This window comes from Sanguibacter sp. Z1732 (genome assembly GCF_051020515.1).
Taxonomy (GTDB): Bacteria; Actinomycetota; Actinomycetes; order Actinomycetales; family Beutenbergiaceae; genus CALKWS01.
Map to the genome: position 1 here is coordinate 2,621,133 of NZ_CP194857.1, position 24,974 is coordinate 2,646,106.

Annotated in this window: 21 protein-coding genes and 4 pseudogenes; 10 read left to right on the top strand and 15 right to left on the bottom strand. The window is 70.2% G+C overall.

All coding sequences use genetic code 11. The features are described 5' to 3' along the window. Positions 1 to 25: 25 nt before the first annotated feature. From ACRRRO_RS13845 to ACRRRO_RS13870, 6 genes are all read right to left on the bottom strand, one after another. Complete coding sequence (locus ACRRRO_RS13845) at positions 26 to 3,595, bottom strand: hydantoinase B/oxoprolinase family protein (RefSeq protein WP_424796786.1); 3,570 nt, start codon at positions 3,593 to 3,595, stop codon at positions 26 to 28. A gap of 30 nt (positions 3,596 to 3,625) precedes the next feature. After that, positions 3,626 to 3,868 carry a hypothetical protein gene (locus ACRRRO_RS13850; RefSeq protein ID WP_424796787.1) on the bottom strand — a complete coding sequence of 81 codons (243 nt, stop codon included), beginning with the start codon at positions 3,866 to 3,868 and terminating at the stop codon, positions 3,626 to 3,628. Continuing rightward, on the bottom strand, positions 3,868 to 4,287 hold the full coding sequence (locus tag ACRRRO_RS13855) for a VOC family protein (RefSeq protein WP_424788546.1): 420 nt from the start codon (positions 4,285 to 4,287) through the stop codon (positions 3,868 to 3,870). The genes ACRRRO_RS13850 and ACRRRO_RS13855 overlap by 1 nt, the downstream gene beginning before the upstream one ends. Then, positions 4,287 to 5,012, bottom strand: a complete 726-nt coding sequence (locus ACRRRO_RS13860) for a maleylpyruvate isomerase family mycothiol-dependent enzyme (RefSeq protein ID WP_424796788.1) — start codon at positions 5,010 to 5,012, stop codon at positions 4,287 to 4,289. Before ACRRRO_RS13860 ends, ACRRRO_RS13855 begins: the two co-directional genes overlap by 1 nt. 215 nt (positions 5,013 to 5,227) lie before the next feature. Further along, positions 5,228 to 6,211 (bottom strand): RNA polymerase subunit sigma-70, encoded by a 984-nt coding sequence (locus ACRRRO_RS13865; protein ID WP_424796789.1) that lies wholly within the window; start codon positions 6,209 to 6,211, stop codon positions 5,228 to 5,230. A 64-nt stretch (positions 6,212 to 6,275) separates the two neighbouring features. Then, a complete protein-coding gene (locus ACRRRO_RS13870) occupies positions 6,276 to 6,497 on the bottom strand; it encodes a hypothetical protein (protein WP_434080426.1) in 222 nt (73 codons plus the stop codon). Between the two features lie 333 nt (positions 6,498 to 6,830). On the opposite strand from ACRRRO_RS13870, the pseudogene gatC reads away from it, so the two are divergent. From gatC to gatB, 3 genes and pseudogenes are all read left to right on the top strand, one after another. After that, positions 6,831 to 7,131, top strand: a pseudogene (gene gatC / locus ACRRRO_RS13875) (Asp-tRNA(Asn)/Glu-tRNA(Gln) amidotransferase subunit GatC). Continuing rightward, a pseudogene (gene gatA, locus ACRRRO_RS13880) lies at positions 7,128 to 8,644 on the top strand (Asp-tRNA(Asn)/Glu-tRNA(Gln) amidotransferase subunit GatA). The pseudogenes gatC and gatA overlap by 4 nt, the downstream one beginning before the upstream one ends. Next, positions 8,641 to 10,161 carry an Asp-tRNA(Asn)/Glu-tRNA(Gln) amidotransferase subunit GatB gene (gene gatB, locus ACRRRO_RS13885; protein WP_424796792.1) on the top strand — a complete coding sequence of 507 codons (1,521 nt, stop codon included), beginning with the start codon at positions 8,641 to 8,643 and terminating at the stop codon, positions 10,159 to 10,161. The pseudogene gatA and the gene gatB overlap by 4 nt, the downstream one beginning before the upstream one ends. 19 nt (positions 10,162 to 10,180) lie before the next feature. Here the strand turns inward: gatB and ACRRRO_RS13890 are convergent, their stop codons facing one another. Continuing rightward, entirely contained in the window at positions 10,181 to 10,831 is a 651-nt protein-coding gene (locus ACRRRO_RS13890; RefSeq protein ID WP_424796793.1) for a response regulator, read from the bottom strand. Continuing rightward, positions 10,828 to 12,060, bottom strand: coding sequence for a sensor histidine kinase (locus ACRRRO_RS13895; RefSeq protein WP_424796794.1), 1,233 nt, complete (start codon positions 12,058 to 12,060; stop codon positions 10,828 to 10,830). The genes ACRRRO_RS13890 and ACRRRO_RS13895 overlap by 4 nt, the downstream gene beginning before the upstream one ends. A gap of 117 nt (positions 12,061 to 12,177) precedes the next feature. On the opposite strand from ACRRRO_RS13895, the gene ACRRRO_RS13900 reads away from it, so the two are divergent. Continuing rightward, positions 12,178 to 12,903, top strand: coding sequence for a GAP family protein (locus tag ACRRRO_RS13900; RefSeq protein WP_424796795.1), 726 nt, complete (start codon positions 12,178 to 12,180; stop codon positions 12,901 to 12,903). 77 nt (positions 12,904 to 12,980) lie between these two features. Here the strand turns inward: ACRRRO_RS13900 and ACRRRO_RS13905 are convergent. Continuing rightward, positions 12,981 to 14,177 (bottom strand): annotated as a pseudogene (locus ACRRRO_RS13905) (Gfo/Idh/MocA family protein). Positions 14,178 to 14,276: 99 nt separating this feature from the next. On the opposite strand from ACRRRO_RS13905, the gene ACRRRO_RS13910 reads away from it, so the two are divergent. Then, positions 14,277 to 15,527, top strand: a complete 1,251-nt coding sequence (locus tag ACRRRO_RS13910) for a glycerate kinase (RefSeq protein WP_434080427.1) — start codon at positions 14,277 to 14,279, stop codon at positions 15,525 to 15,527. An 81-nt stretch (positions 15,528 to 15,608) separates the two neighbouring features. Here the strand turns inward: ACRRRO_RS13910 and ACRRRO_RS13915 are convergent, their stop codons facing one another. Continuing rightward, the gene (locus ACRRRO_RS13915) at positions 15,609 to 16,157 is read right to left on the bottom strand and encodes a DoxX family protein (protein ID WP_424796798.1); all 549 of its coding nucleotides are present in this window, start codon (positions 16,155 to 16,157) and stop codon (positions 15,609 to 15,611) included. Positions 16,158 to 16,318: 161 nt separating this feature from the next. Between ACRRRO_RS13915 and ACRRRO_RS13920 the strand changes: the two genes are divergently transcribed. After that, positions 16,319 to 17,161, top strand: coding sequence for a MerR family transcriptional regulator (locus tag ACRRRO_RS13920; RefSeq protein WP_424796799.1), 843 nt, complete (start codon positions 16,319 to 16,321; stop codon positions 17,159 to 17,161). A 149-nt stretch (positions 17,162 to 17,310) separates the two neighbouring features. On the opposite strand, the gene ACRRRO_RS13925 is transcribed toward ACRRRO_RS13920, so the two are convergent. The 3 genes from ACRRRO_RS13925 to ACRRRO_RS13935 are packed head-to-tail and all read right to left on the bottom strand — an operon-like array spanning position 17,311 to position 20,383. After that, the gene (locus ACRRRO_RS13925) at positions 17,311 to 18,105 is read right to left on the bottom strand and encodes an ABC transporter permease (protein WP_434080428.1); all 795 of its coding nucleotides are present in this window, start codon (positions 18,103 to 18,105) and stop codon (positions 17,311 to 17,313) included. Then, positions 18,102 to 19,070: an ATP-binding cassette domain-containing protein gene (locus ACRRRO_RS13930; protein WP_424796801.1), complete on the bottom strand. Its 969-nt coding sequence runs from the start codon at positions 19,068 to 19,070 to the stop codon at positions 18,102 to 18,104. The genes ACRRRO_RS13925 and ACRRRO_RS13930 overlap by 4 nt, the downstream gene beginning before the upstream one ends. After that, positions 19,067 to 20,383 (bottom strand): FAD-binding oxidoreductase, encoded by a 1,317-nt coding sequence (locus tag ACRRRO_RS13935; RefSeq protein WP_424796802.1) that lies wholly within the window; start codon positions 20,381 to 20,383, stop codon positions 19,067 to 19,069. The genes ACRRRO_RS13930 and ACRRRO_RS13935 overlap by 4 nt, the downstream gene beginning before the upstream one ends. Positions 20,384 to 20,583: 200 nt before the next feature. Here ACRRRO_RS13935 and ACRRRO_RS13940 point away from each other — a divergent pair, with 200 nt between their 5' ends. Together ACRRRO_RS13940 and ACRRRO_RS13945 are read left to right on the top strand one after the other, a co-directional pair. After that, the gene (locus ACRRRO_RS13940; RefSeq protein WP_434080429.1) at positions 20,584 to 21,366 is read left to right on the top strand and encodes a sensor histidine kinase; all 783 of its coding nucleotides are present in this window, start codon (positions 20,584 to 20,586) and stop codon (positions 21,364 to 21,366) included. Then, positions 21,363 to 22,031, top strand: coding sequence for a response regulator (locus ACRRRO_RS13945; RefSeq protein ID WP_424796804.1), 669 nt, complete (start codon positions 21,363 to 21,365; stop codon positions 22,029 to 22,031). The genes ACRRRO_RS13940 and ACRRRO_RS13945 overlap by 4 nt, the downstream gene beginning before the upstream one ends. Before the next feature lie 141 nt (positions 22,032 to 22,172). On the opposite strand, the gene ACRRRO_RS13950 is transcribed toward ACRRRO_RS13945, so the two are convergent. Together ACRRRO_RS13950 and ACRRRO_RS13955 are read right to left on the bottom strand one after the other, a co-directional pair. Further along, complete coding sequence (locus ACRRRO_RS13950; RefSeq protein WP_434080430.1) at positions 22,173 to 22,496, bottom strand: hypothetical protein; 324 nt, start codon at positions 22,494 to 22,496, stop codon at positions 22,173 to 22,175. Next, positions 22,493 to 22,705 (bottom strand): hypothetical protein, encoded by a 213-nt coding sequence (locus ACRRRO_RS13955; protein ID WP_434080431.1) that lies wholly within the window; start codon positions 22,703 to 22,705, stop codon positions 22,493 to 22,495. Before ACRRRO_RS13955 ends, ACRRRO_RS13950 begins: the two co-directional genes overlap by 4 nt. A 126-nt stretch (positions 22,706 to 22,831) precedes the next feature. Here ACRRRO_RS13955 and ilvD point away from each other — a divergent pair. Continuing rightward, positions 22,832 to 24,560: pseudogene (gene ilvD, locus ACRRRO_RS13960) on the top strand (dihydroxy-acid dehydratase). A 2-nt stretch (positions 24,561 to 24,562) separates the two neighbouring features. Beyond that, positions 24,563 to 24,952, top strand: a complete 390-nt coding sequence (locus ACRRRO_RS13965; RefSeq protein ID WP_424796807.1) for a hypothetical protein — start codon at positions 24,563 to 24,565, stop codon at positions 24,950 to 24,952. Positions 24,953 to 24,974 lie beyond the last annotated feature (22 nt).

Sequence of the window (24,974 nt, forward strand, 5' to 3'; positions counted from 1 at the left end):
GCCCGGTCACTCCCGGGCGGCCCGGTCACTCCCGGGCGGGCGAGCCATAGCCACCGCCGCCGGGCGTTTCGATGACGAAGGTGTCCCCGGCGGAAGCGTCCACCGAATCACACCCGGCCATCTCGGTGGTGGACCCGTCGGGATGCTCCACCCAGTGCCGGCCCAGGGCCCCGGGCTGCCCGCCGGCCATCCCGTACGGGGGGATCCGACGGTGTCCGCTGAGCACCGTGACGGTGACGTCCTGGGTGAACTGCAGCCGCCGTCGTCCGCCGTCGCCGCCGCGGAACCGGCCGGCCCCGCCGCTTCCGCGCCGGATCTGGTAGGCATCGACGCGCACCGGCAGCCGCCATTCCAGCACCTCGGGGTCGGTGAGCCAGGAGTTGGTCATATGGGTCTGCACCACGTCGGTGCCGTCGAAACCGTCTCCGGCACCGGAGCCGGAGGACAACGTCTCGTAGTACTGGTGCTCGTCGTTGCCGAAGGTCACGTTGTTCATCGTCCCCGCTCCCTCGGCCTGAACCCCCAGGGCGGCGTACAGCGCGCCGGTGATGGCCTGGGAGGTCTCCACGTTCCCCGCCACCACCGCCGCCGGGTAGGTGGGGGCGAGCATGGACCCTTCGGGGATGATGATCTCCAACGGTTCCAGGCAGCCGTCGTTCAGCGGTATCTCATCGTCGACCAGGGTGCGGAACACGTACAGCACCGCGGCCTTGGCCACCGCTGAGGGGGCGTTGAAATTGGACTCCAGTTGCTCGCTGGTCCCGGTGAAGTCGATCGTGGCGGTGCGGTGCGCAGGATCGGGCGTGATCCGCACGACGATGACGGCGCCGCTGTCCATCTCGTAGGAGTAACTGCCCGCGTCCAGGGCGTCGATCACCCGGCGCACCGCCTCGGCGGCGTTGTCACGGACGTGGCCCATGTAGGCCTGCACCACCTCCGTGCCGAACGTGTCGACCATGGCCCGTAGTTCGGCCACACCGCGCTCGTTGGCTGCGATCTGCGCACGCAGATCCGCCAGGTTCGCCCGGGGGTTGCGGCTGGGGTGGGGACCGGAGGTGAGCAGATCGATGGTCTCGGCCTCCCGCATCCGGCCGTCGGAGACCAGTAGCCAGTTGTCGATCACCACCCCCTCCTCGTCGAGATGACGGCTGAATGCCGGCATCGAACCGGGCGTGATCCCGCCGATCTCGGCGTGGTGGCCCCGGGAGGCGACGAAGAACTGCAGGTCCTGGCCGATGAACACCGGGGTCACCACGGTCACATCGGGCAGGTGGGTGCCCCCGTTGTACGGGTCGTTCAGCGCGAACACCTGCCCGGGACCGATGGTGCCGGCATTGCGGCGCATCACCATCCGGATGCTCTCGCCCATCGAACCCAGATGCACCGGGATGTGCGGGGCGTTGGCGATCAGGTTCCCCTGCGCATCGAAGATCGCACAGGAGAAGTCCAGCCGTTCCTTGATGTTCACCGATTGGGCGGTGCCGCGCAGGCGCACTCCCATCTGCTCGGCGATCGACATGAACAGGTTGTTGAAGATCTCCAGGCGCACCGGGTCGCGTTCGGTGCTCACCCGGACCTCATCGGCGTCGCGTACTGCGCGCAGCAGCAGGTTGCCCGAGGAGGTGGCCCGCGCCGACCAACCGGCCTCGACGACGGTGGTCGAGGTGTCCTCGGCGATGATGGCCGGGCCGTTGACCACCTGGCCGGTCGGCAGGTCCGCGCGCTCGTACAGCGGCACCTGCTGCCAGGCGTCGGTGATGAACATGGGCACCTGAGCGCGCGCCTCGACCGGCGCGCCGGTGGTGGCGCTGTCGCCGTTCGCGGGGTCGCCGTCGACGTCCTCATCCTCGGTGAGTTCGATGCCGGAGGAGACCACGGCCTCCACCGAGACGGCCTCGACGATCACCTCCTTGTCCGACATCAGGAACGAAAAACGCCTGCGGTAGGCGGCCTCGAAGTCGGCGAGCATCTGATCGGCCTGCCCCAGCGGCACCTGCAGGGAGGTGTCGGTACCGGCGTAGCGCAGGTGGGCGCGCGCGTGCACCTCGTCGGCCCCGGCACCCAGTTCCGCGGCGGCCGCCGTGGCCAACTCGCCCGCGATCTGTTCCAGGTGCTCGCTCAGGTCCGCGGCCAGGGGCGCTTCGATGCTGCGCTCGCGCATCGCCGTCAGGTCGGCCAGGCCCATCCCGTAGGCGGACAGCACCCCGGCCAGGGGATGGATGAGCACACGGGTGATCCCCAGTTCATCAGCCACCGCGCAGGCATGCTGGCCACCGGCGCCACCGAACGTGCTCAGGGTGTAGTCGGACGTGTCGTAGCCGCGCTGGATGGAGATCTTCTTGATGGCGTTGGCCATGTTCGCCACCCCGATCTGGCGAAAACCTGCCGCGACCTGCTCGGGAGAGCGCCCGTCGTCGATCCGGGCGGCCAACTCGGCGAACGTGGTGGCCACGATCTCGGTGTCCAGCGGCTGGGTCCCGTCCCCGAACACCCGGGGGAAGAACTCGGCGTGGATGCGTCCGAGCATCACGTTCGCATCGGTCAGGGTCAGCGGGCCCCCGGCCCGGTAACTGGCCGGCCCGGGCCGGGCGCCGGCAGAGTTCGGCCCCACCCGGTAGCGGGAGCCGTCGAAGTGCAGGATCGATCCGCCGCCGGCGGCCACGGTGTGGATGGACATCATCGGTGCGCGCATCCGCACCCCGGCCACCTGGGTCTCGAACTGGCGCTCGTACTGACCGGCGAAGTGCGACACATCCGTGGAGGTGCCGCCCATGTCGAAGCCGATCACCTTGTCGAACCCCGCCGCCTGGGAGGTGCGGGCCATCCCCACGATCCCGCCGGCCGGCCCGGACAGGATGGCGTCCTTGCCGCGGAACGCCTCCGCGGGGGCCAGGCCGCCGCTGGACTGCATGAACGACAACTCGGTGCCGGGCAACTGGTCCTGCACCCCGGCGATGTACCGGTCGATCAACGGGGACAGGTAGGCGTCCACCACGCATGTGTCGGCCCGGGAGATGAGTTTCATCAGCGGGCTGACCTCCGCCGAGGTCGAGACCTGGGTGAAGCCCACCTCGCGGGCGATCTGTGCGGCCTGCTGCTCGTGGACGGGCTCGCGGTAGGAGTGCAGGAATGCGATCGCCACCGCCCGGTAACCCTCAGCGCGCGCGGCTGCGAGTTCGTCTCGCAGCGCCTCGGCCCGGAGCGGCCGCAGCACCTGGCCATCGGCGCCCAGGCGTTCGTCGGCCTCGATCGTGTGGGTGTGCAGGAGCTCGGGCAACACGATCTGTCGGTCGAAGATGCGGGGCCGGTCCTGGTAGCCGATGCGCAACGCGTCGGCGAACCCGGCGGTGATCACCAGCACGGTGGGCTCGCCGCGGCGTTCCAGCAACGCGTTGGTGGCGATGGTGGTGCCCATCTTGACCGCATCGATCCGTTCGCCGGTGGGCAGCAGGCGGCCGATCGCCTCCACGGCGGCGTCGTCGTAGCGTTCGGGGTCCTCCGAGAGCAGTTTGTGGGTGTGCAACTCGCCGTGGCTGTCGCGGGCCACCACGTCGGTGAACGTCCCACCGCGGTCGATCCAGAACTGCCAGCCCATCGCGCCTCCCGGGTCGTGCGATCTCCCGGTTCACCGTAGCGCGGGCGGGGCGGCCCCCGGGGTGTCGGCGTGTGCACGTGCGCTCAGGTGCGACGTTCTTCGGGCAGTGATCACGATCCGGCCCGCGGCCTCATCTCGTTCGACGAACCGCCCGGTGCCGTTGTCGAGCAGGGAGGTCGGGCCGTTCGTGACCGTGACCGACCCGGTGACCTCAGCGCCGTCGACCTCGGCCAGGCTTCCTCCGCCCCAGCGATCCGATGAGAGGCGACGCACTACCCTTCCGGGTCGCTGAGGATCTGCCAGGCGTGGCCGTCGGGGTCGGTGGCCACACCGGTGAAACCCCACGCCTGCTGGGCGGGTTCTGCCAGCACGTCCCCGCCGGCGACACGCATCGCGTCGATGACCTCGATGACGTCCCGGCGCCCGGGCAGGGTCAGGCCGAGCAGGCACTCACTCACGCCTGCAGAGGCGATGTCACGGCCGGGGAGTACCCACCCGAAGCCGCCGGTCGGGATGAACATGAGCCTCGTGCGCTCATCCAGGGAGTACTGCAGCGGCTCGGGGACACCGTCCTGGTCCGGTTCTCCCAGTGGCTGCCAGCCGAAGGCCCGGGCGTAGAACGCCATGGTCGCCGGCCGATCGGCGATGGGCAGGGCGATGAGGACGGCTGACGGCGCAGATGTGGTGGTCACTAGGGCTCCTGAAGGTCGGTGGTTGCGTGGGGTTCAGGTGGCCGGGCCGGGCCGGGCCGGGTACGGCGCTCGTCGCGGTGACCCGGTTGGTCTGTTCGGTGCGCGCCGGCCTGACCGTCCTGGTCGGCATCGGAGGCACCCGGGGCGGGAAGCGGATGCCGGCCGGTCGCTATCAGCAGGATCTCCTTGGCCGGCAGATAGGTGGGGGTGCCCTCGCCGAGGCTGGCCCGGGCGTCGCTGGCGATGAGCTGCCGGCCCGCCAGGTCCACGCCGAAGTAGCCCAGGTTCTGGGAACCGGTCTGGCGCAGCACCAGCGCGATCCGCTCCGGCGGGCAGGACGGCAGCCGGAGCGGTTCGGTGATGTCCAGGCCGTGGATCACGTCATGGCTCAGGGCGCCGAGTTGCCCGCCGCGCGGCGGCCGCCAGGGATGGTGGGTGTTGGCACGCAGACTCTCGAGCAGTTCGGCGTCCGTGAGCCGGGCGGTGTCGGCCCGTGCGGCCCGGTCGGCGTAGCGGTCGAAGTTGAACCGCGATCGGGCCAGCCCGAGGAAGAACGTGGCTGCGCCGATCCGGTAGGGCATCGTGATGTGCGCCACCACCTCCCGGATCCGCCAGCCCGCGCACAGGGAGGGTGCGGCCCACTGCTCCTCGGACAGCGAGGACAGGACGCCTGCGAGACGCTCCCGCTCGGCGTGGGTGTGAGCGGTCAGGTCCTCGGTGGTCATGGTTGGTCTCCTCGGCCAGGTCGGGTGCGTACGGTCACTGCTTGTACGAACCAGACCCGGCGAACTCATCGCGCCCGGCCCCATGCTCCGGTCGTTCCTACGGACCTTCGCCGCCGGGCACGCGCGCCGGCCGACGCGGGCGCCAGTCCCAAGCCAGCCACCACAGACCCCTCGCCCCCCGGCAGGTTCGGTACGTGGTGGAAGGGCGCTGTGCTCTACCGCCCCGCCGCGGACGGCTCGAGGACGTGCGGCAGGCCGAACTCGGCGAACCGCCCCTCGGTGCCCAGGAAGGTCACCATCTCGATGACTTGCCCACCGGCGCTCTCCAGCAGCACCAGCGCGAACGGCCGCAGCACCCCGGTCTCATCGGGCCGGTACTGGCCGACGCCGATCGAGCCGTTGATCGCGATCGGCAGCATCCGGTTCCGGGCGCAGGCGTCACTGGTGCAGATCATGTGGGCGATCTGCGCTCCGCCCGCCACCTGCCAGGCCAACGGTGGCATGGTCTGGACGGCGTCGGCGTGCAGCACCTGGATCATCGACTCGACGTCGTGGCCCTCGAAGGCGTCGATGAAGGCCTGAACCAGTTGTTGCTGCGCCGGATCCGCAGGGTCGGTGATCTCTGCGGGCTGCGGCGCAGCGGCGGCGAGGCGGGCCCGAGCCCGCTGCAGGGCACTGTTCGCGGCGGCGGTCGAGACCTGCAGGACCACCGCGGTCTCCGCGGCCGAGAATCCCAGGACGTCGCGAAGCACCAGGACGGCACGTTGGCGGGGCGTCAGGTGTTGCAGCGCAGCGATATAAGCCAGCCGGACCGTCTCGCGCCGTTCGACCACGTGGCCCGGATCGGTCGCCTCGAAGAGGCGGGCATCGGGCATCGGCTCGACGAACCGTTCCGCGGGCAACGGGGCGTCGAAGGCGGCCGCACCGGCCGATCCCGGGCTCAGGTCCACCGGCAGGGCGCGGCGTGCAGCGGACCGGAGCATGTCCAGGCAGATGTTGGTGGCGATCCGGTGTACCCAGGTGGTCAGCCGGGCCCGGCGCGGATCGAACGTCTCCAGCCGGGTGCTGGCGCGGATGATCGTCTCCTGGACCGCGTCGTCGGTGTCCGCGGCCGCACCGAGCAGGCGGTAGCAGTACCCGGTGAGCGGTCCCCGCAGGGCTTCCACGTCGGCCACCGTGACTGTGTCGACCTTCGCCATCGTGGCGCCGTCCTCCGCTGTGCCTGGTGGCACCGATAATAGCGCCGGGTAGCGGCGGGTGGGCTCAGACCGCTCGGACGATCAGGTAGAGCAGGTAGGCCCCCAGGACCACGAATCCCATCCGGTTGACGATCTCGCGGCGTACCCGCATGGTCCAGGCGACGGCGACCGCGGCCAGCAGCACCCAGATCGCCGGTGTGCCCCAGCGCAGGGCGGTGCCCAACGCACCCGGGCGCTCAGCACCGGCCGGCCCGGCCACGGCGAAGAACGTCGCGACGGCCAGCACACGCCAGGACCGCCGTCGCGCCCACCGGCACCCGGTGGCGCTCGGTGAAGGTGACCGGCGCCTCGGTGGTCTCCGAGTCGGTACCTGTGGTCTCCGGGGTGAGGCCGGCATCCTCGGCGCTGCCAGCAGCCCCACCGGACCCAGCAACCCCACCGGGCTCAGCAACCCCACCGGGCTCCGCCGGGCTAACACCGGGCTCGGCGGGTCGACCACCGGGCTCGGTGGAATCGGGGGAGAGGTGCCGCTCGCCGTCGTCGGGGGTGCCGGGGTGACTCATCCGCACCAGGGTAGCCGCGCACGGGAGCACCCCCGATGCTCGGTAGACTCGCGACCATGTCCACCCTCAATACCGCCGAGGTGGCGCGCCTTGCCGCGCTCGCCCGGATCGACCTGACCGACGCCGAGACCGACCGCCTGGCTGGTGAGCTCGACGTGATCGTGCAGGCGGTGGCCAAGGTGTCGTCCGTGGCCGGCGACGACGTCCCGGTCACCAGCCACCCCGATCCCGCTGACGAACGTGTTCCGTGAGGACGAGATCACCCAGACCCTCGACCCCGATGAGGTGCTGTCCCAGGCGCCGGCGCAGGAGAACCAGATGTTCGCCGTCCCGCAGATCCTGGGAGAGGACGCATGAGCGAGGTGTTCGGACTGACCGCGGCGGACCTTGCCCACCGTCTGGGCGCTGGGGAGATTTCCAGCGTCGAGGCCACCCAGGCGCACCTGGACCGGATCGCTGCGGTGGAGGAGGAGATCCACGCGTTCCTGAACGTCAACACCGACGAGGCGCTCGCCGCCGCCGCCGATGTGGACGCCCGCCGCGGGCGCGGTGAGGACCTTCCGGAACTGGCCGGGGTGCCGGTCGCCGTCAAGGACCTGGTGGTCACCAGGGGACAGGTCACCACCGCGGGGTCGCGAATGCTGCAGGGCTGGGTGCCGCCCTACGACGCCACGATCGTGCAGAAACTGCGTGCCGCCGGGATGCCGATCCTGGGCAAGACGAACATGGACGAGTTCGCCATGGGCTCCTCCACCGAGCACTCCGCGTTCGGGCCCACCCGCAATCCGTGGGACACCAGCCGCATTCCCGGCGGGTCCGGCGGCGGTTCGGCCGCGGCGGTCGCCGCCTTCCAGGCTCCACTCGCCGTCGGCACCGACACCGGTGGTTCGATCCGCCAGCCCGCCGCCGTCACCGGCACCGTGGGGGTCAAGCCCACCTACGGCTCGGTGTCCCGGTACGGACTGGTCGCGCTGGCCTCCAGCCTGGACCAGGCCGGGCCGTGCGCACGAACCGTCCTGGACGCGGCACTGCTGCACGATGTGATCGCCGGGCACGACCCGCTCGACGCCACCTCCTTGCCCGAGCCCGCGCAGCCCTACGCCGACGCAGCCCGTGCGGGCGCCGCGAACGCGGACCTGACCGGCCTGCGCGTCGGCGTGGTGCGTGAACTGGGCGGCGAGGGCTACCACCAGGGTGTGCGGGACCGGTTCAGCGAGTCCTGGACCTCCTGGTGGCCGCCGGGGCGGAGGTCGTGGAGGTCTCCTGCCCCCATTTCGATGCGGCGCTGGCGGCCTACTACCTGATCCTGCCCTCGGAGGCCTCCTCCAACCTGGCCCGCTTCGACGGGATGCGTTACGGCCTGCGGGTGGAACCGTCCGAGGGGCCCGTCACCGCCGAGCGGGTGATGGCAGCCACGCGTGGTGCCGGGTTCGGCGCGGAGGCCAAGCGACGGATCATCCTGGGCACCTACGCGCTCTCCGCCGGGCACTACGACGCCTACTACGGCAGCGCCCAGAAGGTGCGCACCCTGATCCAACGCGACTTCGCCGCCGCGTTCGAGCAGGTGGACGTGCTGGTCTCCCCGACCACGCCGACCACGGCGTTCCGGCTGGGTGAGAAGGTGGACGATCCGATGGCGATGTACCTCAACGACGTCGCGACCATCCCGGCGAACCTGGCCGGGATCCCGGCCCTGTCGCTGCCCTCCGGCTTGGCCGAGGATGACCTGCCGGCCGGGTTCCAGATTCTCGCCCCGGCCCGGGCCGACGCCAGCCTGTACCGGGTCGGCGCGGCCCTGGAGGCCCACCAGCTCAGCGCGTGGGGTGGCCCGTTGATCGACCGAATCCGTTCCGTGGAGGCCGGCGCATGAGTTCCGACATCAGCACCCAGGACCTGCTGGACTACGACGACGCCACCGGCCGCTTCGACCCCGTGCTGGGCATCGAGGTGCACGTCGAACTGGGTACCGCCTCGAAGATGTTCGACGGTGCCCCGGCCCACTTCGGCGCGGAGCCGAACACCGCGATCACGCCGGTCTCGGCCGGCCTGCCCGGGGCGTTGCCCGCGCTGAATCGCAAGGCGGTGGAGTATGCGATCAAGATCGGACTGGCGCTGAACTGCACGATCGCCGAGGTGTGCTGGTTCGACCGGAAGAACTACTTCTATCCCGACATCCCGAAGAACTTCCAGACGTCCCAGTCCGACATGCCGATCGCCTATGACGGCTACCTGGATGTGGAACTGGCCGACGGCACCGTGGTGCGCGTGGAGATCGAACGGGCGCACATGGAGGAGGACGCCGGGAAGAACACCCATAGAACAGCGGACGGCCGCAGCAGTCGAATTTCGGGCGCGACCCACTCCCTGGTGGACTACAACCGGGCCGGCATCCCGTTGGTGGAGATCGTCACCCGGCCCATCACCGGCGTCGGTGACCGCGCACCCGAGGTGGCCAGCGCCTACGTGCGCATGCTGCGGGACATCTTCGTGGCGCTGGGCGTCTCGGAGGCCCGGATGGAGCGGGGAAACGTGCGCGCCGACGTGAACCTCTCGTTGCGCGCCGACGCCGATGCGCCCCTGGGTACCCGCACCGAGACCAAGAACGTCAACTCCTTCCGTTCCATTGAACGGGCGGTGCGCTACGAGGTCTCCCGTCAGGGTGCGGTGCTGGCCGGTGGCGGCACGGTGGTGCAGGAGACCCGCCACTTCCACGAGGACACCGGAACCACCTCCTCGGGGCGGATCAAGTCCGATGCGGAGGATTACCGCTACTTCCCCGAGCCGGACCTGGTGCCGGTGGCCCCGTCGCGGGAGTGGATCGCCGAGATCGCCGCGAGCCTGCCGGAGCTGCCGGCCCTGCGTCGTCGCCGGTTGCAGTTCGAATGGGGTTTCGCCGACGAGGAGATGCGCGATGCCATCAACGCCGGCGCGGTGGACCTGATCGAGCACACCGTGGCCGCCGGGGCGCCCCCGGCGGCGGCGCGGAAGTGGTGGATGGGCGAGTTGGCGCGCAAGGCCAAGAACGACGGCGTGGAGCTGGCCGACCTGGATGTCACCAGTGCGCAGATCGCCCAGCTGCAACAGTTGATCGACGCCGGGCGGATCAACGACAAACTCGCCCGCCAGGTACTCGAGGGAGTCCTGGCCGGGGAGGGTGACCCGGAGCAGGTGCTGACCGACCGCGGTCTGGGGGTAGTCTCCGAGGACGGCCCGCTGCTGGAGGTCATCGACGCCACCCTGGCCGATCAGCCCGACATCGCCGAGAAGATCCGGTCGGGCAACATGGGCCCGATCGGTGCGGTGATCGGTGCGGTGATGAAGGCCACCCGGGGGCAGGCCGACGCCGGGCGAGTGCGCGAACTGGTGATGGAGCGCGTGCGGGGCTGACCAGCCCGCACACCCGGGCCTACACCAGTCCGGCCTCCCGGGCCAGGATCGCCGCCTGGGTCCGGGAGGTGCAGCCCAGCTTGGACAGCACCCGGGACACGTGGGTCTTGGTGGTCGCGGTGGAGATCGTCAGGGTCGCGCAGATGTCGGCGTTCGACATCCCTCGCCCCAGACACGTCAGCACGTCCCGCTCCCGCTCCGTCAACTCGGCCGGCCAGGCCGGTTCGGGCTCGGTATCCCGGGCGGTGCGGGCCTCGACGAATGCCTCGAGCAGGCGCCGGGTGACCTCCGGGGCCAGGACCGCCTCCCCGGCGGCGACCCGTCGCACCGCGTCGAGCAGCGCCTGGGCCTCGACCGACTTCAGCAGGAACCCGGCTGCACCGGCCCGCAGCGCCCCGTCGACGTACTCGTCCAGGTCGTAGGTGGTCAGCACCAGCACCTCGGCCAGACCCCGGGAGGTGATCTGCTCGGTGGCGCTGACCCCGTCGGTTCCGGGCATCCGCAGATCCATCAGCACCACATGGGGACGCAGCGAGCGGGCATTGGCCACCGCCGCGGCGCCGTCCCCGGCCTCGCCCACCACCTCGATGTCCTCGGCGGCGGAGAGCATCAACCGCAGGCCGGAGCGGATCGCGGCGTGGTCATCGACCAGAAGCACCCGGATCGTCATGACGGCGCCGTCAGTGGAAGGTCGGCCCGGACCTGCCATCGGCCATCGCCGGTCTCCTGCCATCCGGCGGTGAGGGAGCCGTCGAGCATCTCGGCCCATTCCCGCATGTGCGTCAGACCCACACCGGGGCCGGTCCCGGTTGGATCCACCCCGATCGGCGCGTCGGCGGGCGTACTGTCCACCTGGACCTGCAGCGCGTCACCGTTTCGATGGATGGCGACGCCGGCTCGCCCGCCCGGGCAGTGCTTGACGGCGTTCGTCAGCGCCTCCTGCACGATGCGATAGGCAGCGTGCTCGGTCTCGGTGGGAAGTTCGCGGACGTCCTCCTCCTCCAGCCGCAGGTGCGCATCCAGGCCGGTGGCACGCGCCTGTTCGACGAGGCCCGGCAGTTCGGCCAGACGCGCCGGTGGGCTGGTACCACCCCCGCCCTCCCGCAGCAGCAGCACCATCGATCGCATCTGCTTCAGGGCAGCGAGGCTGGCGGACCGGATATCGGTCAGGGCTCGCCGCTCCCGAACAGGATCGGGTGCCCGAGCGGCGCCTGCCGGTTGCAGGGCTGCCTCGGAATGGATCGCGATCGCGGACAGATTGCTGGACAGCCCGTCGTGCAGGTCCCGGGCCATCCGGGCGCGTTCGTCCTGAAGTGCCTGGGAGTGGCGCAGTTCCGCCAACCGTTGCAGATCCCTCGCCCGGGCCGAGGCGAGTTCGGTCAACCTCTTCTGCTGGCGCACGGACATGCCCCACCACAGGGGCGTGCCCAGCAGCGCGAACAACTGGATGAACGTCCACAGACTCACCTGCAGGTTGCCGGTCACGATGAAACTGGCGACGGCTCCGGCGCCGATCACCCCGCCAACCGTGGTCAGCAGGCGCCGTGGCGCCGTCGGGCCGCTGTGCAACACGGCCGAGTAGAGGGCGTCGAAGAGCACCAGGACCATGCCGATCGAGCCACCGAACCAGACGTCGACGGCGAGTATCGGCAGCGTTGCCAACAATGCCGCGACCGGATGGCGCCGCTTGCCCAACAGCACCGTCGCGCCCAGGAGCAGCGGAAGGGCGTGCCACCACGATGACGGCGGCGGTTCCTGCCACGCGAGCGGGACAGGCCGGGTGAGTCCGAGCGCGATGGTGGCCAGCCCCACCAGGGCGACCCCAGCCGACTCGGTGACGCTGGCTCGCCACGGCGTGCCCCGCAGCCGGCGGTGCCAGTACCTCAGGAGCGACCTCACGCTTCCATCCCAGCACATCGGTGCCGCGGCGTGGTCGGCCGAAAGGATGACGCCGGCGGACCCAGATGGTCCGAAGGCCCGACGCGGCGGCCAGCACTGACCCGCAACCGTGGACCCATGACGCTCGCCCTGGCCGCCGGCCTGCTGCTGCTCGCCCTGATCGACTCCACCAGTTTCGGCACACTGCTCATCCCGTTGTGGTTGATGCTCAGCCCCGGACGGGTGCGCCCGGGCCGTACACTGCTGTTCCTCGGTGTGGTGGCCGGTTTCTACTTCCTGCTCGGCATCGGGCTGAGCGCAGGGTTGGCCTCCCTGCTGGAGATGGGGAACGGGTGGGCCGAGCACCCCCTCGTGGTGCGGGGGCAGTTCGCGATCGGGGCGGCACTGCTGGTCGGGAGCTTCTTCATCGGTGGGAAGAAGGATCCGGATGCGCCCAGCCGGGGTCGGCTGATGCGCTGGCGGGAGCGGGCGATGGGGGAGGACGGCGGGTCCGGTGCGCTGGTGGCATTGGCCCTGGGTGCGGCGGCCCTGGAGGTCGCCACGATGCTGCCCTACCTGGGCGCGATCGGGTTGTTGTCCGCCTCCGACCTCGCTCCCGCCGCCATGGTGGCGGCCCTTGCGGTCTACTGCCTGGTGATGATCACACCGGCGCTGGTGCTCCTCGGTGCCCGCGTGGTGCTGCGCCACCGGATCGAGGGTATTCTGCAGCGCTTCGCCGACTGGATGGAACGCAGCGCCGGTGAGGCCACGGGCTGGATCGTGGGGATCGTGGGGTTCCTGCTCGCCCGCGATGCCGTGACCCGGATGCCGGAGATTCTTGACTTCCTGGACAATCTCGGCTGAGTCCGGGGCCCGGCGTGGTCCAGGCGATCCTCCGCCCGGATGCGCCGGCCCGGCGAGCACCGGGCCGGCCGGCACGCTCAGGCCGGGGCGTCGCCCAGGTCCAGTACCGGAACCCGTACGCCACCGTGGCGAGCGGACTCCCACGCAGCGATCCCGGGCAGGGTGAACCGGGCTGCGGTCCAGGCATTCACCGGCGGGTGGGTACCGGAGCGCACGGCCTTGACGAAGTCGTCGGCCAGGAAGTGGTGGGAGCCCTCGTGGCCGTTCGGGGCGCCCTCGAACTCCTTGGGCAGTCGGCTGCGGTCCTGTACCGGTGCGGTACCGGAGGAGAAGGAGTGGCGCAGTGCCTCATCGATACCCTCCAGTTCGCCCTCGGGGACCTGGCCCTGGTGGGTGCGGAACAGCGGAGAGATGTCCTCGATCACGTTCCGGTCCGACAGTGAAGCGCCGTTGGAGGTCTGCTCCATCACCGCGTCGGTGCCGTAGAACCGGAACCGGGACTCGTGCACGTGTGCGGGATGACCCACCCGGCGGAACTCATTGGTGCGCATCACCCCGCCGTCGGCCAACTCGAAGTGAGCGCTCATGTTGGAGAAGTCGTTGTCGAACATCGACACCGACTTGTCGAACACCCCGTCGTCACGGTCGTCGACCACACCGATGCAACTGACCGAGGTGGCATAGGTGGGCAGCGCGCCCAGCACACACCACCGACGGCGTGGGTCGGGTAGAGCATGGGGGGGAAGGAGGCGGTGCGCTTCCAGTTCTCACCGCCGCTGAACTGGTAGGCGGCGTAGAAGCCGTTGTCCATGTCGTGCACGTAGTCGCCCTCGGAGTAGAAGACGCGCCCCATCTCACCGGAGCCGATCTTCTCCCTGGCCCACCACACCGCGGGGTTGTAGTAGCTGGTCTCACCCATCATGTAGATGCGGTCGCCGCCGGCGACCTCGGCGACGATCGCCTCGATCTCGGAGGACTCGATGGCCATCGGCACCGAGGAGTAGACGTGCTTGCCGGCCTGCAGGGCGGCCAGGGCCATCTGCCCGTGAGTCCACCGCTGGGTGAAGATCGCCACCGCATCCACATCGGAGGCAGCACACCTCGTCGAAGTCGGCGAAGGTGCCGGCCAGGTCGTACTTGCTCAGGTACTCGGCGGCGCGCTCGGCCACCACGTCGGTGACGTACACCTCGCTCACCTCGGGGTGGAGCTGCCACAGGGTGGCGAAACTCCCGGCGAACTGTCCCGCACCTACGATCGCAATCTTCACTGCCACGTCCCTCTCGGTCGATTCTGTCCGGTCGATCACCGCCGACTGGCTGTCGCCACCGCCGATGCACTGGTCCCAGCGGGTCCCACAGGACAGGATAGGCGGATGACTCACGTCGACCTCACCACGGCGGACTCGCCCCGGCCGGGCGGTACCCCGACACCGGACAGTCCCGACCCAGGAGCGGGTGTCATCGAACTTCCGATCGGGCCCGACCACCCGGTCGGGCCCCTGGTCGTGGTGGCCCCGGACACCTTCAAGGGGTCGCTGAACGCCAAGTACGTGGCCCAGCACATCGCGCTCGGGTTGCACCGCGCCCTGGAGGACGTGGAGGTGCAGATGGTACCGATGGCCGACGGTGGGGAAGGCACGCTGAGTGCCGTCCTGGTAGCCAATCTGCAACCTGTTCGCGTGCGGGTGAGCGGACCGTTCGGCGAGCCGGTCGAGGCGATGTACGCCACTGACGGGCGCCGGGCGGTGATCGAACTTGCCCAGGCCGCTGGGCTGCACCTGAGCCCGGCCGATGCCGACGCAGCCCAGCAGGGCAGCACCATCGGGGTGGGGGAACTGATCGCCCACGCCCTGGACTCCGGGGTGCAGGAGCTGGTGCTGGCGGTGGGCGGCTCGGCCACCACCGATGGCGGCGCCGGGATGCTGCAGGCCCTGGGCGCCCGGCTGCACGGGCTCACCGGTCCCGGTGGTGCGGCGCTGCGGGATCTGCACCGGGTGGACCTGAGCGGGTTGCACCCGCGCCTTGCCGAGGTCGGGATCACCCTGGCCGCCGACGTCGACAACCCGTTGCTGGGACCCAATGGTGCGGCTGCGGTCTACTACGCCCCGCAGAAGGGTGCCGGCCCGGACCAGGTGGCGGCGCTGCAGGCGGGCCTGACTCGCTGGGTGCAGGCGCTGGAGGAGGCGGGTGTGGACGCCTGGGCAACGGCGCAGGCTGCCGGGGCGGGCGCAGCCGGGGGGACGGGCTTCGCCGCACTGGTGCTCGGGGCGCGCCGCCGTCCAGGGGTGGAGGTGGTACTGGAACTGGTGGAGTTCGAGCGCAAGGTGCGTGGGGCCGACCTGGTCATCACCGGGGAGGGCAAGTTGGACAGCCAGTCGCTGGCCGGCAAGGCTCCCGTGGGTGTGGCTGCGGCCGCTACCGACGCGGCGGTGGTCAGCGTGGCCATCGCCGGAGTGAACGAGTTGACCGAGGAGGAGGTCGAACAGGCCGGGTTCAGCGGGGTCTACGCACTCAGTGACCTCGAGCCGGACCTGGAACGCAGCAAGGCCCGGGCCGGTGAACTGCTGGAGCGGGTCGCCGCCCGGATCGCGGCTCGCCACCTGTGGACCGACCTGGATCAGTGAACCCCGAGCACCGGCTCCGAGGTGGGCGGACAGACGAACCGGCCCGCACCAGGTGCTGGTGCGGGCCGGCCGTGACCGGGGTCAGCGGAGCCAGGAGTTCTTTTGCACGAACCCCTTGTTGGCCCACCACTTGCCCAGGCCCCAGGTGTCCCCGGACAGGGTGAGGGCTGCGATGATCAGCAGCAACGCCTCGTGCCAGTGGGAAGTCAGAATCGGGTTGGTCGCCGCCCCGGCAACGGGGAAGGTAGCCAGCCACATGAACACCATCAGGGCCGTTCCGGTGATGGCGGCGATACGCAGTCCGGCACCGGCGATCATCGCCACGCCGATGCCCAGCAGACCGAGCATGAACAGCACGTCACCGAAGGCGTTCTGGAAGAGGGAGAAGAATCCTCCGGTGAAGTTCTCGATTCCGCCGATGAATCCCTGTGCCGGTGTGCCGCCATTGATCCAGGCGCGTTCGGCCGGGGTGGCATAACTCAGCCCGAAGAGTTTGTCGAGGAAGGCCCACAGGAACGTGAAGCCAATGACGATGCGGCTGACGGCGAGCACCTTGCGCAGGCCGGGCCGGGTCACGATGTCCTCTTGGGTGGTGAGGTGGACGTTCGGTACCTTTTCGGTGGTAGTCATGGGACTTTCCTTCTGGTTGGGAGTTCCGTGTGGTGGACCTCGCTGATCACGAGTATTCCGAATAGGCAGCCGGTTCTCGCGGGCCGAAGGTCCCGGATTCCTCGATACACCTCACGGGACTTGCACCTGACACTGTGTGAGGGTTCAGGGTGGGAGTTGCCATGAACATTTCGGACTTCGCCAGGGCCGGCCGGATATCGGTTCGGATGCTGCGCCACTACGACCACATCGGGCTGCTCACCCCTGCCCACGTCGACGCCCGCACCGGGCACCGGACCTACGCGCCCGAGCAACTACCGCGGCTGCACCGGCTGCTCGCCCTGAAGACGTTGGGGTTCTCCCTGGCCCAGGTGGGGGAGATGTTGGAGGCCGGCGTGGACCTGCAGCGCTTGCGGACCATGTTGGCCGCGCGTCGCGACGAACTGAATCGGCAGGTCCGCGCCGACCGGCACCGGTTGGCGCGGGTGGAGGCGAGGCTGGCCCTGCTCCAGGAAGAACCACCGATGAACACCTCGATCACCACCACGACGGCGGCCGCCATGCACCTGGCCGCCGTGACCGATGAGCACCCCGGTCCCGATCGCGGCTCGGCTGTGGCGATGATCGAGCCCCTGTTCACCCGCGCTTCGGACCTCGCCGACGAAGCAGGGATCGACCGGATCAAGCCGGTGGGGTACTACCCGCACCGGGCCGGCGGGGTGCACCTGGCAACGGGATTCGAGATCGGGCCGGACGAGGCGGCGGTCGGGGCGGCCGTCCTGGCCGGACTGGAGGTCGTCGAGGTGCCGCCGGCCACGGTGGCCACCCTGCTGCACGTGGGGGAGATGTCCGAGATCGGGTCGACGTATGCCGAACTGGGCCGGTGGGCCGGCGAACGGGGTGTACTGGGCCCGTGCACCTGGCGTGAGGTGTACCTGGAGGCTGACGGCACCGACCAGTCCGACTGGGTGGTGCAGGTGCAACTGGAACTTGCCCAGGAAGTCGTAGCGCCCGGCGCCGAGTGATCCGCCGCCCGACCCCTGCCCGGGGCCCGCAGCCCGGCAGCCCGGCAGCGGGGACCGGGACCAGGTCCATCCTCACGCCCGCCGACGGTAGGCCACCAGGGCCAGCGGGAAGAGCACCACCAGGAAGATGCCGGCCCAGAGCAGGGTCATCAGAACGGGTTCGGCGGCGGGTCCGCCGAGCAGTAGCGCCCGGCTGGCCTCGATAGCGTGACTGACCGGGTTGATTCCGGCCCAGGTCTGCAGCCAGGCCGGCATCGTCTCCATCGGGGCCGCCATGTCGGTGCCGAACACCAGCGGGAAGGGCAGCAGGAATCCGACCGTGGCCACCACGGTCTCCTCCCGGAGCAGAGCAGCACGGCGACCGCGACGGCCAGCCAACTGAGTGCGAAGCCGAAGATCATCGCCACGCCCACGCCGGCCAGCGTGGAGAGGACTCCGGTCTGCACGCGGAATCCGAGCAGAAAGGCCAGCCCGAACAGGATCAGCACCGCCACGAGGTAGCGGACCCCGTCGCCGAGGACCGAGCCGATCAGCGGTGCCGACCGTCCGATGGGCAGGGCTCGGAACTGGTCGAAGATGCCCTTCTTCATATCGATCACGAGGTTCATTCCGGTGGCGGTCTGCCCGACCAGGATGGTGGTGAGCACCAGGATTCCGGGCAGGACGTACTGCAGGTATTCCCGGGTCGAACCGGCGACGGCACCTCCGAAGAGGTAGACGAACAGGACCAGGAACATCACCGGCAGGATCAGCGCATCCAGCAGCAGGCCCGGGTTGCGCCCGGTCTTCGTCAGGCTGCATCCGGCGAGGACCAGACTGTGGCGGGCCAGTGGCCACCGCCGCCGGTGGCCCAACCCAGCGAACCGGGGCTTGCCGGCCGGAGTGCGCTCGTGCGGGTCCGACGGCATCGCCGGTAGTGGTGCGGCGTTGGTGGTGTTGGTCATGGTGCTGTTCCTGCCTTGGATTCGGTGTGTGCGCGGGCGCTGCCGCCGGTGAGGGTGAGGAAGACCTCATCGAGGGTGGGTAGCCGCAGCGCCAGCTCGGAGACCTCAACATCTGCGGCCCGCAGATGGTGAACGATCCGGGCGAATTCGTCCTCGCCGTTCACGGGAACCGTCAGCACGCCGCGGCCGGTCCGGTCAGGGGCGTGGCCGGTGAGGTGCTGGACTGTGTCGGCGGCGACCTCGGTCATGGTGGGATCTCGCGGCTGGATGACGGCGATCTGGCCGCCGACGAGGTGTTTCAGGCCGGCCGGGGTGTCGTGGGCGATCACGCTCCCGTGGTCGATCACGGTGATCTCGTCGGCGAGCGCGTCCGCCTCTTCCAGGTACTGGGTGGTCAGCAGCACGGTGCACCCGTCGGCGGCCAGGGATCGGATGGTGCGCCACAGGTCCTCGCGCTTTCCCGGATCCAGCCCGGTGGTCGGCTCGTCGAGGAACACGATCCGCGGACGGCCCACCAGGCTTGCGGCCAGGTCGAGGCGGCGGCGCATGCCGCCGGAGTAGGTGCGGACCCGGCGCATCGCGGCATCACTCAGGCCGAACTGCTCGAGCAGGGCGGCGGCCCGGGCCCGCGCCTGGGCAGCGGTGAGGTCGAGCAACTGTCCCAGCAACCGGAGATTCTCCGTGCCGGTGAGGTCCTCATCGACGGCCGCGTACTGCCCGGTGAGCCCGATCATCCGCCGTACGTGGGCCGCCTCGGTCGCCACGTCCATGCCACCGACAAGGGCCCGTCCGGAGTCCGCCCGCAGCAGTGTGGCCAGCACCCGGATGAGGGTTGTCTTACCCGCACCGTTTGGTCCGAGCACACCGAGCACGGTTCCCCAACGGGCCCGCAGGTTCAGGCCGGCCAGGGCGGTCGTGGTGCCGAAGCCCTTGACCAGGTCCTCGGTCTGGAATGCATAGGTCATACCTTCACCTGATCCACATCGACGGGGCGGCGCGGGGCGAACACCTGATCGGGGTCGTACTCGCGTGTGATCTGCTCGAGCCGGCGCAGGGTCCGGTCCGGGTAGGCGGCAGCGATCGCCGCCGCCGACGCGGAGGACTGGAAGTTCACGTAACTACCGGTCCCGTGCCGGGCGACGGCGTCCCAGCTGTGGATCCGGGTTGGCGCCGCGGCCCCGGGACCGGCGCTGAACCGCACGGCGATCGCCAGCGCCTCGGCCGACCGGTGATGGAATGCCGTGGCCTCGTGCGGTACGCGGGCGAATGCGCCGCCCAGGGCGCGCATGGTCAGGATGGTCGGGGCAGCAGCGAAGACACCGGCGACCTCGGCGAGCACGGCATCGCTGAGGTCCGGAAGGAACGCGTTGTCCAACGTCACCTGCATCCCCGGCGGATGATCGACATCCCGGAGGACATCGGCGTAGGGGCGCACGTCGACGTCATCCTGCACCACCGTGCCCAGGCCCGGGAGGGCGGTGAGGGTGGCTCCGGCCTCCTCCCGGCTGCCGGCGAAGCACAGTTCCAGCACCCCCGCGGCGGGCTGATCGCCCATGGCGGGCATCAGGGTGAGGACCGTGGTCAGACGTTCGTCCGCGCCGCGCTGGAACTCACGCCAGCGGCCGAGCAGGGCCAACGGGTCCTCGAGGGCGTAGGTCACGGTGCCGAAGACGACGTTCGCCACCGGCTGGGCGACGAAGTCGAACCGGGTGACGACGCCGACGGTGCCGCCACCCCCGCGCACGGCCCAGAAGAGGTCGGCGTGCCGCGTCGCCGACACCTGGCGGATGTGGCCGTCGGCGGTGACGAGTTCGGCGCCCACCAGACTGTCGATGGCCAGGCCGTAGCGACGCACCATCCAACCGATCCCGCCCCCGAGGGTCAGCCCGCCGACGCCGACGCTGCTGGTGTCGCCGGACGTCAGGGCGAGGCCGAAGGGACGTAGTTCCTCGGCGACCTGACCCCAGCACGCACCGCCACCGACCCGCACCAGCCGTGCGGTCACGTCGACCTCCACACCGTGCATCGCGCGCAGGTCGAGCAGTAGGCCGTGATGCGGGGTCGTCACCCCCGCGGTGCTGTGTCCACCGGCCCGCACGGTCAGGGGGAGTCGATGGGCGCGGGCGAACCGGATGGCACGGGTGACCTCGCGCGCCGTGCGCGGCCGTACGATCAACTCGGGACTGCCCTGGCCCAGCATCGTTGTGGCGGCGTCGGCATAGCCGGCCTCACCCGGGCGCAGGACGTCCAGGTCGTTCAACGTGGCATCGGTGGTCATGCTGTTCTCCTCCTCGGTGTGCGGGTACGTGTCGAGCCAACCCGCTGCGGACTGCGCCGTCGTCGGCTGCCGGGCGACACCTCGAACCGACCCGGGCGGAGCGTCGCGGGTGCCGGCGTACTCCGCTGGGCGCTGGGCGCAGGCCGGGGCTACTGCGCAGGGAGGACGAAAGGACTGGTGCCCCTCGCTACAGTTCCCGGATGAAGACCGATCGGGGCTGGAAACGGTTCTACGCCACCGGGTGGCTGGTCGCGGCCGTGGTCGGCGCGGTCGGCTTCACCGAGTGGTTGCAGCGGGTGCGCGCCGTCGAGGAGAAGCTGGCCGAGTCCGAGCGGGCCCGGCAGGCCGTGGTGCAACGGGTGGCGGCCGAGGAGCGGCTGCGCATCGCCCGTGAACTGCACGACTCCCTCACCCACAGCATCTCGGTGATCAAGGTGCAGTCCGGCGTGGCCGCGCACCTGGCCCGCAAGCGCGGTGAGGAGGTGCCCGAGGCACTCACGACGATCCAGGAGGCGGCCGGTGACGCTGCCCTGGAGCTGCGGGAGACCCTGGGGATCCTGCGCCGCGACGGCGAGCACAATGGCCGCGGTGCGGGCGAGTTGCGCCGTCTCGTCGAGAGTGCCCGTGCTGCCGGCCTGCAGGTCGAGCTCGAGGTGATCGGGCTCGCCCGCGTCTTGCCCTACGAGGTGGACGCGGCCATCTACCGGATCGCACAGGAAGCGTTGACCAACGTCTCCCGGCACGCTGGTCCGACCACGGTGCGGGTGCGGCTCTGCTACGACGATGCGCAGGTGAGGCTGCAGGTCGACGACGACGGGTTGGGGCACGACGGGGTGCCGGCGAGCGCGGGGCTGGGCCTGAGGGGGATGCGTGAGCGCACCGCCGCGCTCGGGGGGGGTCGGCTCGTGGCGCGGGGGCAGCCGGACGGGGGCTTCACGGTTCGGGCCGAACTTCCCGACCGCTCCGTGGGGGCACGCCGATGATCAGCATCGTCCTGGTCGACGACCAACCCCTGATCAGGACCGGGATACGCGCGTTGCTCGACGCCGAGGACGGCTTCTCCGTCGTCGCCGAGGGCGGGGACGGACGGGAGGCGGTGGCGCTGGCGCTCGAGCACCGGCCCGACCTGATCGTCATGGACATCCAGATGCCGCTGATCGACGGGATCGAGGCTACCCGGCGGATCGCGGCGCGGACGGAACTGACCGCCACCCGGGTGGTGATGCTGACCAACTTCGGGCTGGACGAGCACGTGTTCGCCGCCCTCCGGGCCGGTGCGGCCGGATTCCTGGTCAAGGACACCGAACCGGCCGACCTCGTGCAGGGGCTGGGGGTGCTGGCCGCCGGCGAGTCGCTGCTCTCCCCGGCCATCACCCGGACCCTCATCAGCGAGTTCGTCTCCCGGCCGTCCACGCAGATCTCGACCGAGGCCGTGCGGTACCTGACGAGCCGCGAGCGAGAGGTCGTGGCCCTGGTCGGGCACGGCCTGAGCAACACCGAGATCGCCGATCACCTCGTGGTCAGCCCCACCACGGCCAAGACCCATGTGAGCCGTGCGATGGCCAAGGTGCACGCCCGCGACCGGGCCCAACTGGTGGTGTTCGCCTACGAGGCAGGTTTGGTGGCGCCCCGGGAGTCGCGTACCTGACCGAGGCGCGCCGGTGCGTGCGCCCGGATGCCTCCGGGCGGGCAGGGGCGACGACGACGAACGCCCTGGGTGCGCGAGGCACCCAGGGCGTTGTGATCAGCGAGCCCGGGCCGGCTGACGTCGTCGGCCCCGGCGCGGGCACTACCGGGAGGGTTCGGCCTCGCGCTCCTTGGCGGCCGGTGCGGCACCCGCGGGTTCGTTCGCGACCAGGGCGAAGCCGATCCGGCGCATGCCCCAGGCCACCACGATGAACACCACGCCCAGGCCGATCACCAGCGCGGACACCCCGTAGGCCAGCACGGAGGTGAACAGCGAGGCGCGCAGGAACGAGGCGTTCATGACCGAGTCGCGCTGGGCCTGCAGTTCCTCGTGCTCGGCCGTGCCCGGCTCGACGTCACGCATCGCGCTGCCCAGTTCGGCGTAGGTGCGGCCCTCGGTGCCGGCCAGTGCGTGCTCGTTGATCACATCCGCCTGGGCGTAGGCGTCAGCGGGCCGCGCACCTCCTCCCCGGCGAACCAGCGGGCGTCCCCGGGGATGGTGATGTTCTCATCGTTCAACTGCGAACTGACCATTCCCCAGGTGGTCGCCCCGGCGGCGATGAAGGCGATGCCGAAGGCCAGCAGGATGACTCCCAGGACCTTGGTGGCTTTGAAAGAACGAACGACTGCGGACATGGTGACCTTCTCAATCTGTCGTGGTGGTGTGATCACGTTGGTTCGATCCTGGTCCATTCGCGACCGGGAAATCTGGGCCGGAAGTCCCGGCCCGACTATGACCCAGAGCACATTAGACTGGCCGGCATGACTGCCCCCACCAGTGATAGTTCCAGATCCCAGGCCCCCGATTTCAAGCCCCGGAGCCGTGTCGTCACCGATGGCCTGGAGGCCACCGGAGCGCGCGGGATGCTCCGGGCGGTGGGTCTGGGGGATGACGACTTCGCCAAGCCCCAGATCGGCATAGCTTCCTCCTGGAACGAGATCACCCGTGCAACCTGTCCCTTGACCGCCTGGCCCAGGGGGCCAAGGCCGGCGTGCACGCCGGCGGTGGGTATCCGCTGGAGTTCGGGACGATCTCGGTCTCCGACGGGATCTCGATGGGCCACGAGGGGATGCACTTCTCCCTGGTGTCCCGGGACGTGATCGCCGACTCGGTGGAGACGGTGATGCAGGCGGAGCGCCTCGACGGCTCGGTGCTGCTGGCCGGGTGCGACAAGTCGCTGCCGGGGATGCTGATGGCCGCGGCCCGGCTGGACCTGGCTGCGGTGTTCCTCTACGCCGGCTCGATCATGCCCGGCTGGGTGAAGCTCTCCGACGGCACCGAGAAGGACGTCACCATCATCGATGCCTTCGAGGCCGTGGGAGCCTGTTCGCGGGGCCTGATGAGCGAGGAGGACGTGGGCCGCATCGAGCGGGCCATCTGCCCCGGCGAAGGAGCCTGCGGTGGGATGTACACCGCCAACACGATGGCCTCGGTGGCCGAGGCGAGGCGATCGGGATGTCGCTGCCCGGCAGCGCCGCTCCGCCCTCGGCGGACCGGCGCCGGGACAGTTTCGCGCTGAAGTCCGGGGAGGCCGTGGTGGAGATGTTGCGCCAGGGGATCACCGCCCGGCAGATCATGACCAAGGAGGCCTTCGAGAACGCCATCGCGGTGGTGATGGCCTTCGGCGGGTCCACCAACGCGGTGCTGCACCTGCTCGCGATCGCCCACGAGGCGGAGGTGGAGTTGACCCTGGAGGACTTCTCCCGCATCGCTGACCGGGTGCCCCACCTGGGGGACCTCAAGCCGTTCGGCCGGTACGTGATGACCGATGTGGACCGGATCGGTGGGGTCCCGGTGGTGATGAAGGCGCTCCTGGACGCGGGCCTGCTGCACGGGGACTGCCTCACCGTGACCGGGCGCACCGTGGCCGAGAACCTCGCCGACGTGGCCCCTCCGGACCCGGACGGGAAGATCCTGCGTGCCATCGGCGACCCGATCCACCCGACCGGCGGGATCACCATCCTGCACGGTTCCCTGGCCCCGGAGGGTGCGGTGGTCAAGTCCGCCGGGTTCGACTCCGACGTGTTCGAGGGCACCGCGCGGGTCTTCGACCGTGAGCGCGGGGCGATGGACGCCCTGGAGGACGGCACGATCACCGCAGGTGACGTCGTCGTCATCCGGTACGAGGGTCCCAAGGGCGGACCGGGGATGCGCGAGATGCTCGCCATCACCGGGATGATCAAGGGCGCCGGCCTGGGCAAGGACGTGCTGCTGCTGACCGATGGGCGCTTCTCCGGGGGCACCACCGGGTTGTGCGTGGGTCACGTGGCCCCCGAAGCGGTGGACGGCGGACCGATCGCCTTCGTGCGCGACGGTGACCGGATCCGCCTGGACGTGGCGAACAAGACGATGGACCTGCTGGTCGACGACGAGGAACTCCAGCGTCGCCGGGAGGTCTGGGAGCCGCTGCCCCCGACCTACACCCGCGGGGTGCTGGCCAAGTACGCCAAGCTGGTCAAGTCCGCCTCGGTGGGGGCGGTGCTCGGCTGACGATGACGTTCGAGCCCGGCGGCGACGCCCGCATCCCGAACCAGATCGGTCCCTCCGGCCGGAAACGCGGCGGGCGTCCGGAGCCGGGCTCGCCGCAGGCCTTCACGATGGCCATCGTTCAGGTCGGCGTGGTCAATGCCGTCCTGCTCACGGCCGCGATCGTGGCCGTCTACGCACTGGAAGTCGTCGATCCGCAGACCGGGGTCTGGTTGGTGCTCGGCGCGGCGCTGGTGGGCGGTGTGCTGATGATGCTGGTCCTGGTGGGACATCGGCGCCGGCGCGCCCAGTACGCCCGAAGCCCGCAGGGGAGGAGGGCGGCGGGTAGTCCTCCGGTCGACCACCACGGTTCCCCGGGCGGGGGAGAACGCCGGGCTCCTGGGGCATGGGATTGAACCGGCGGCCCGGTAGCATTCG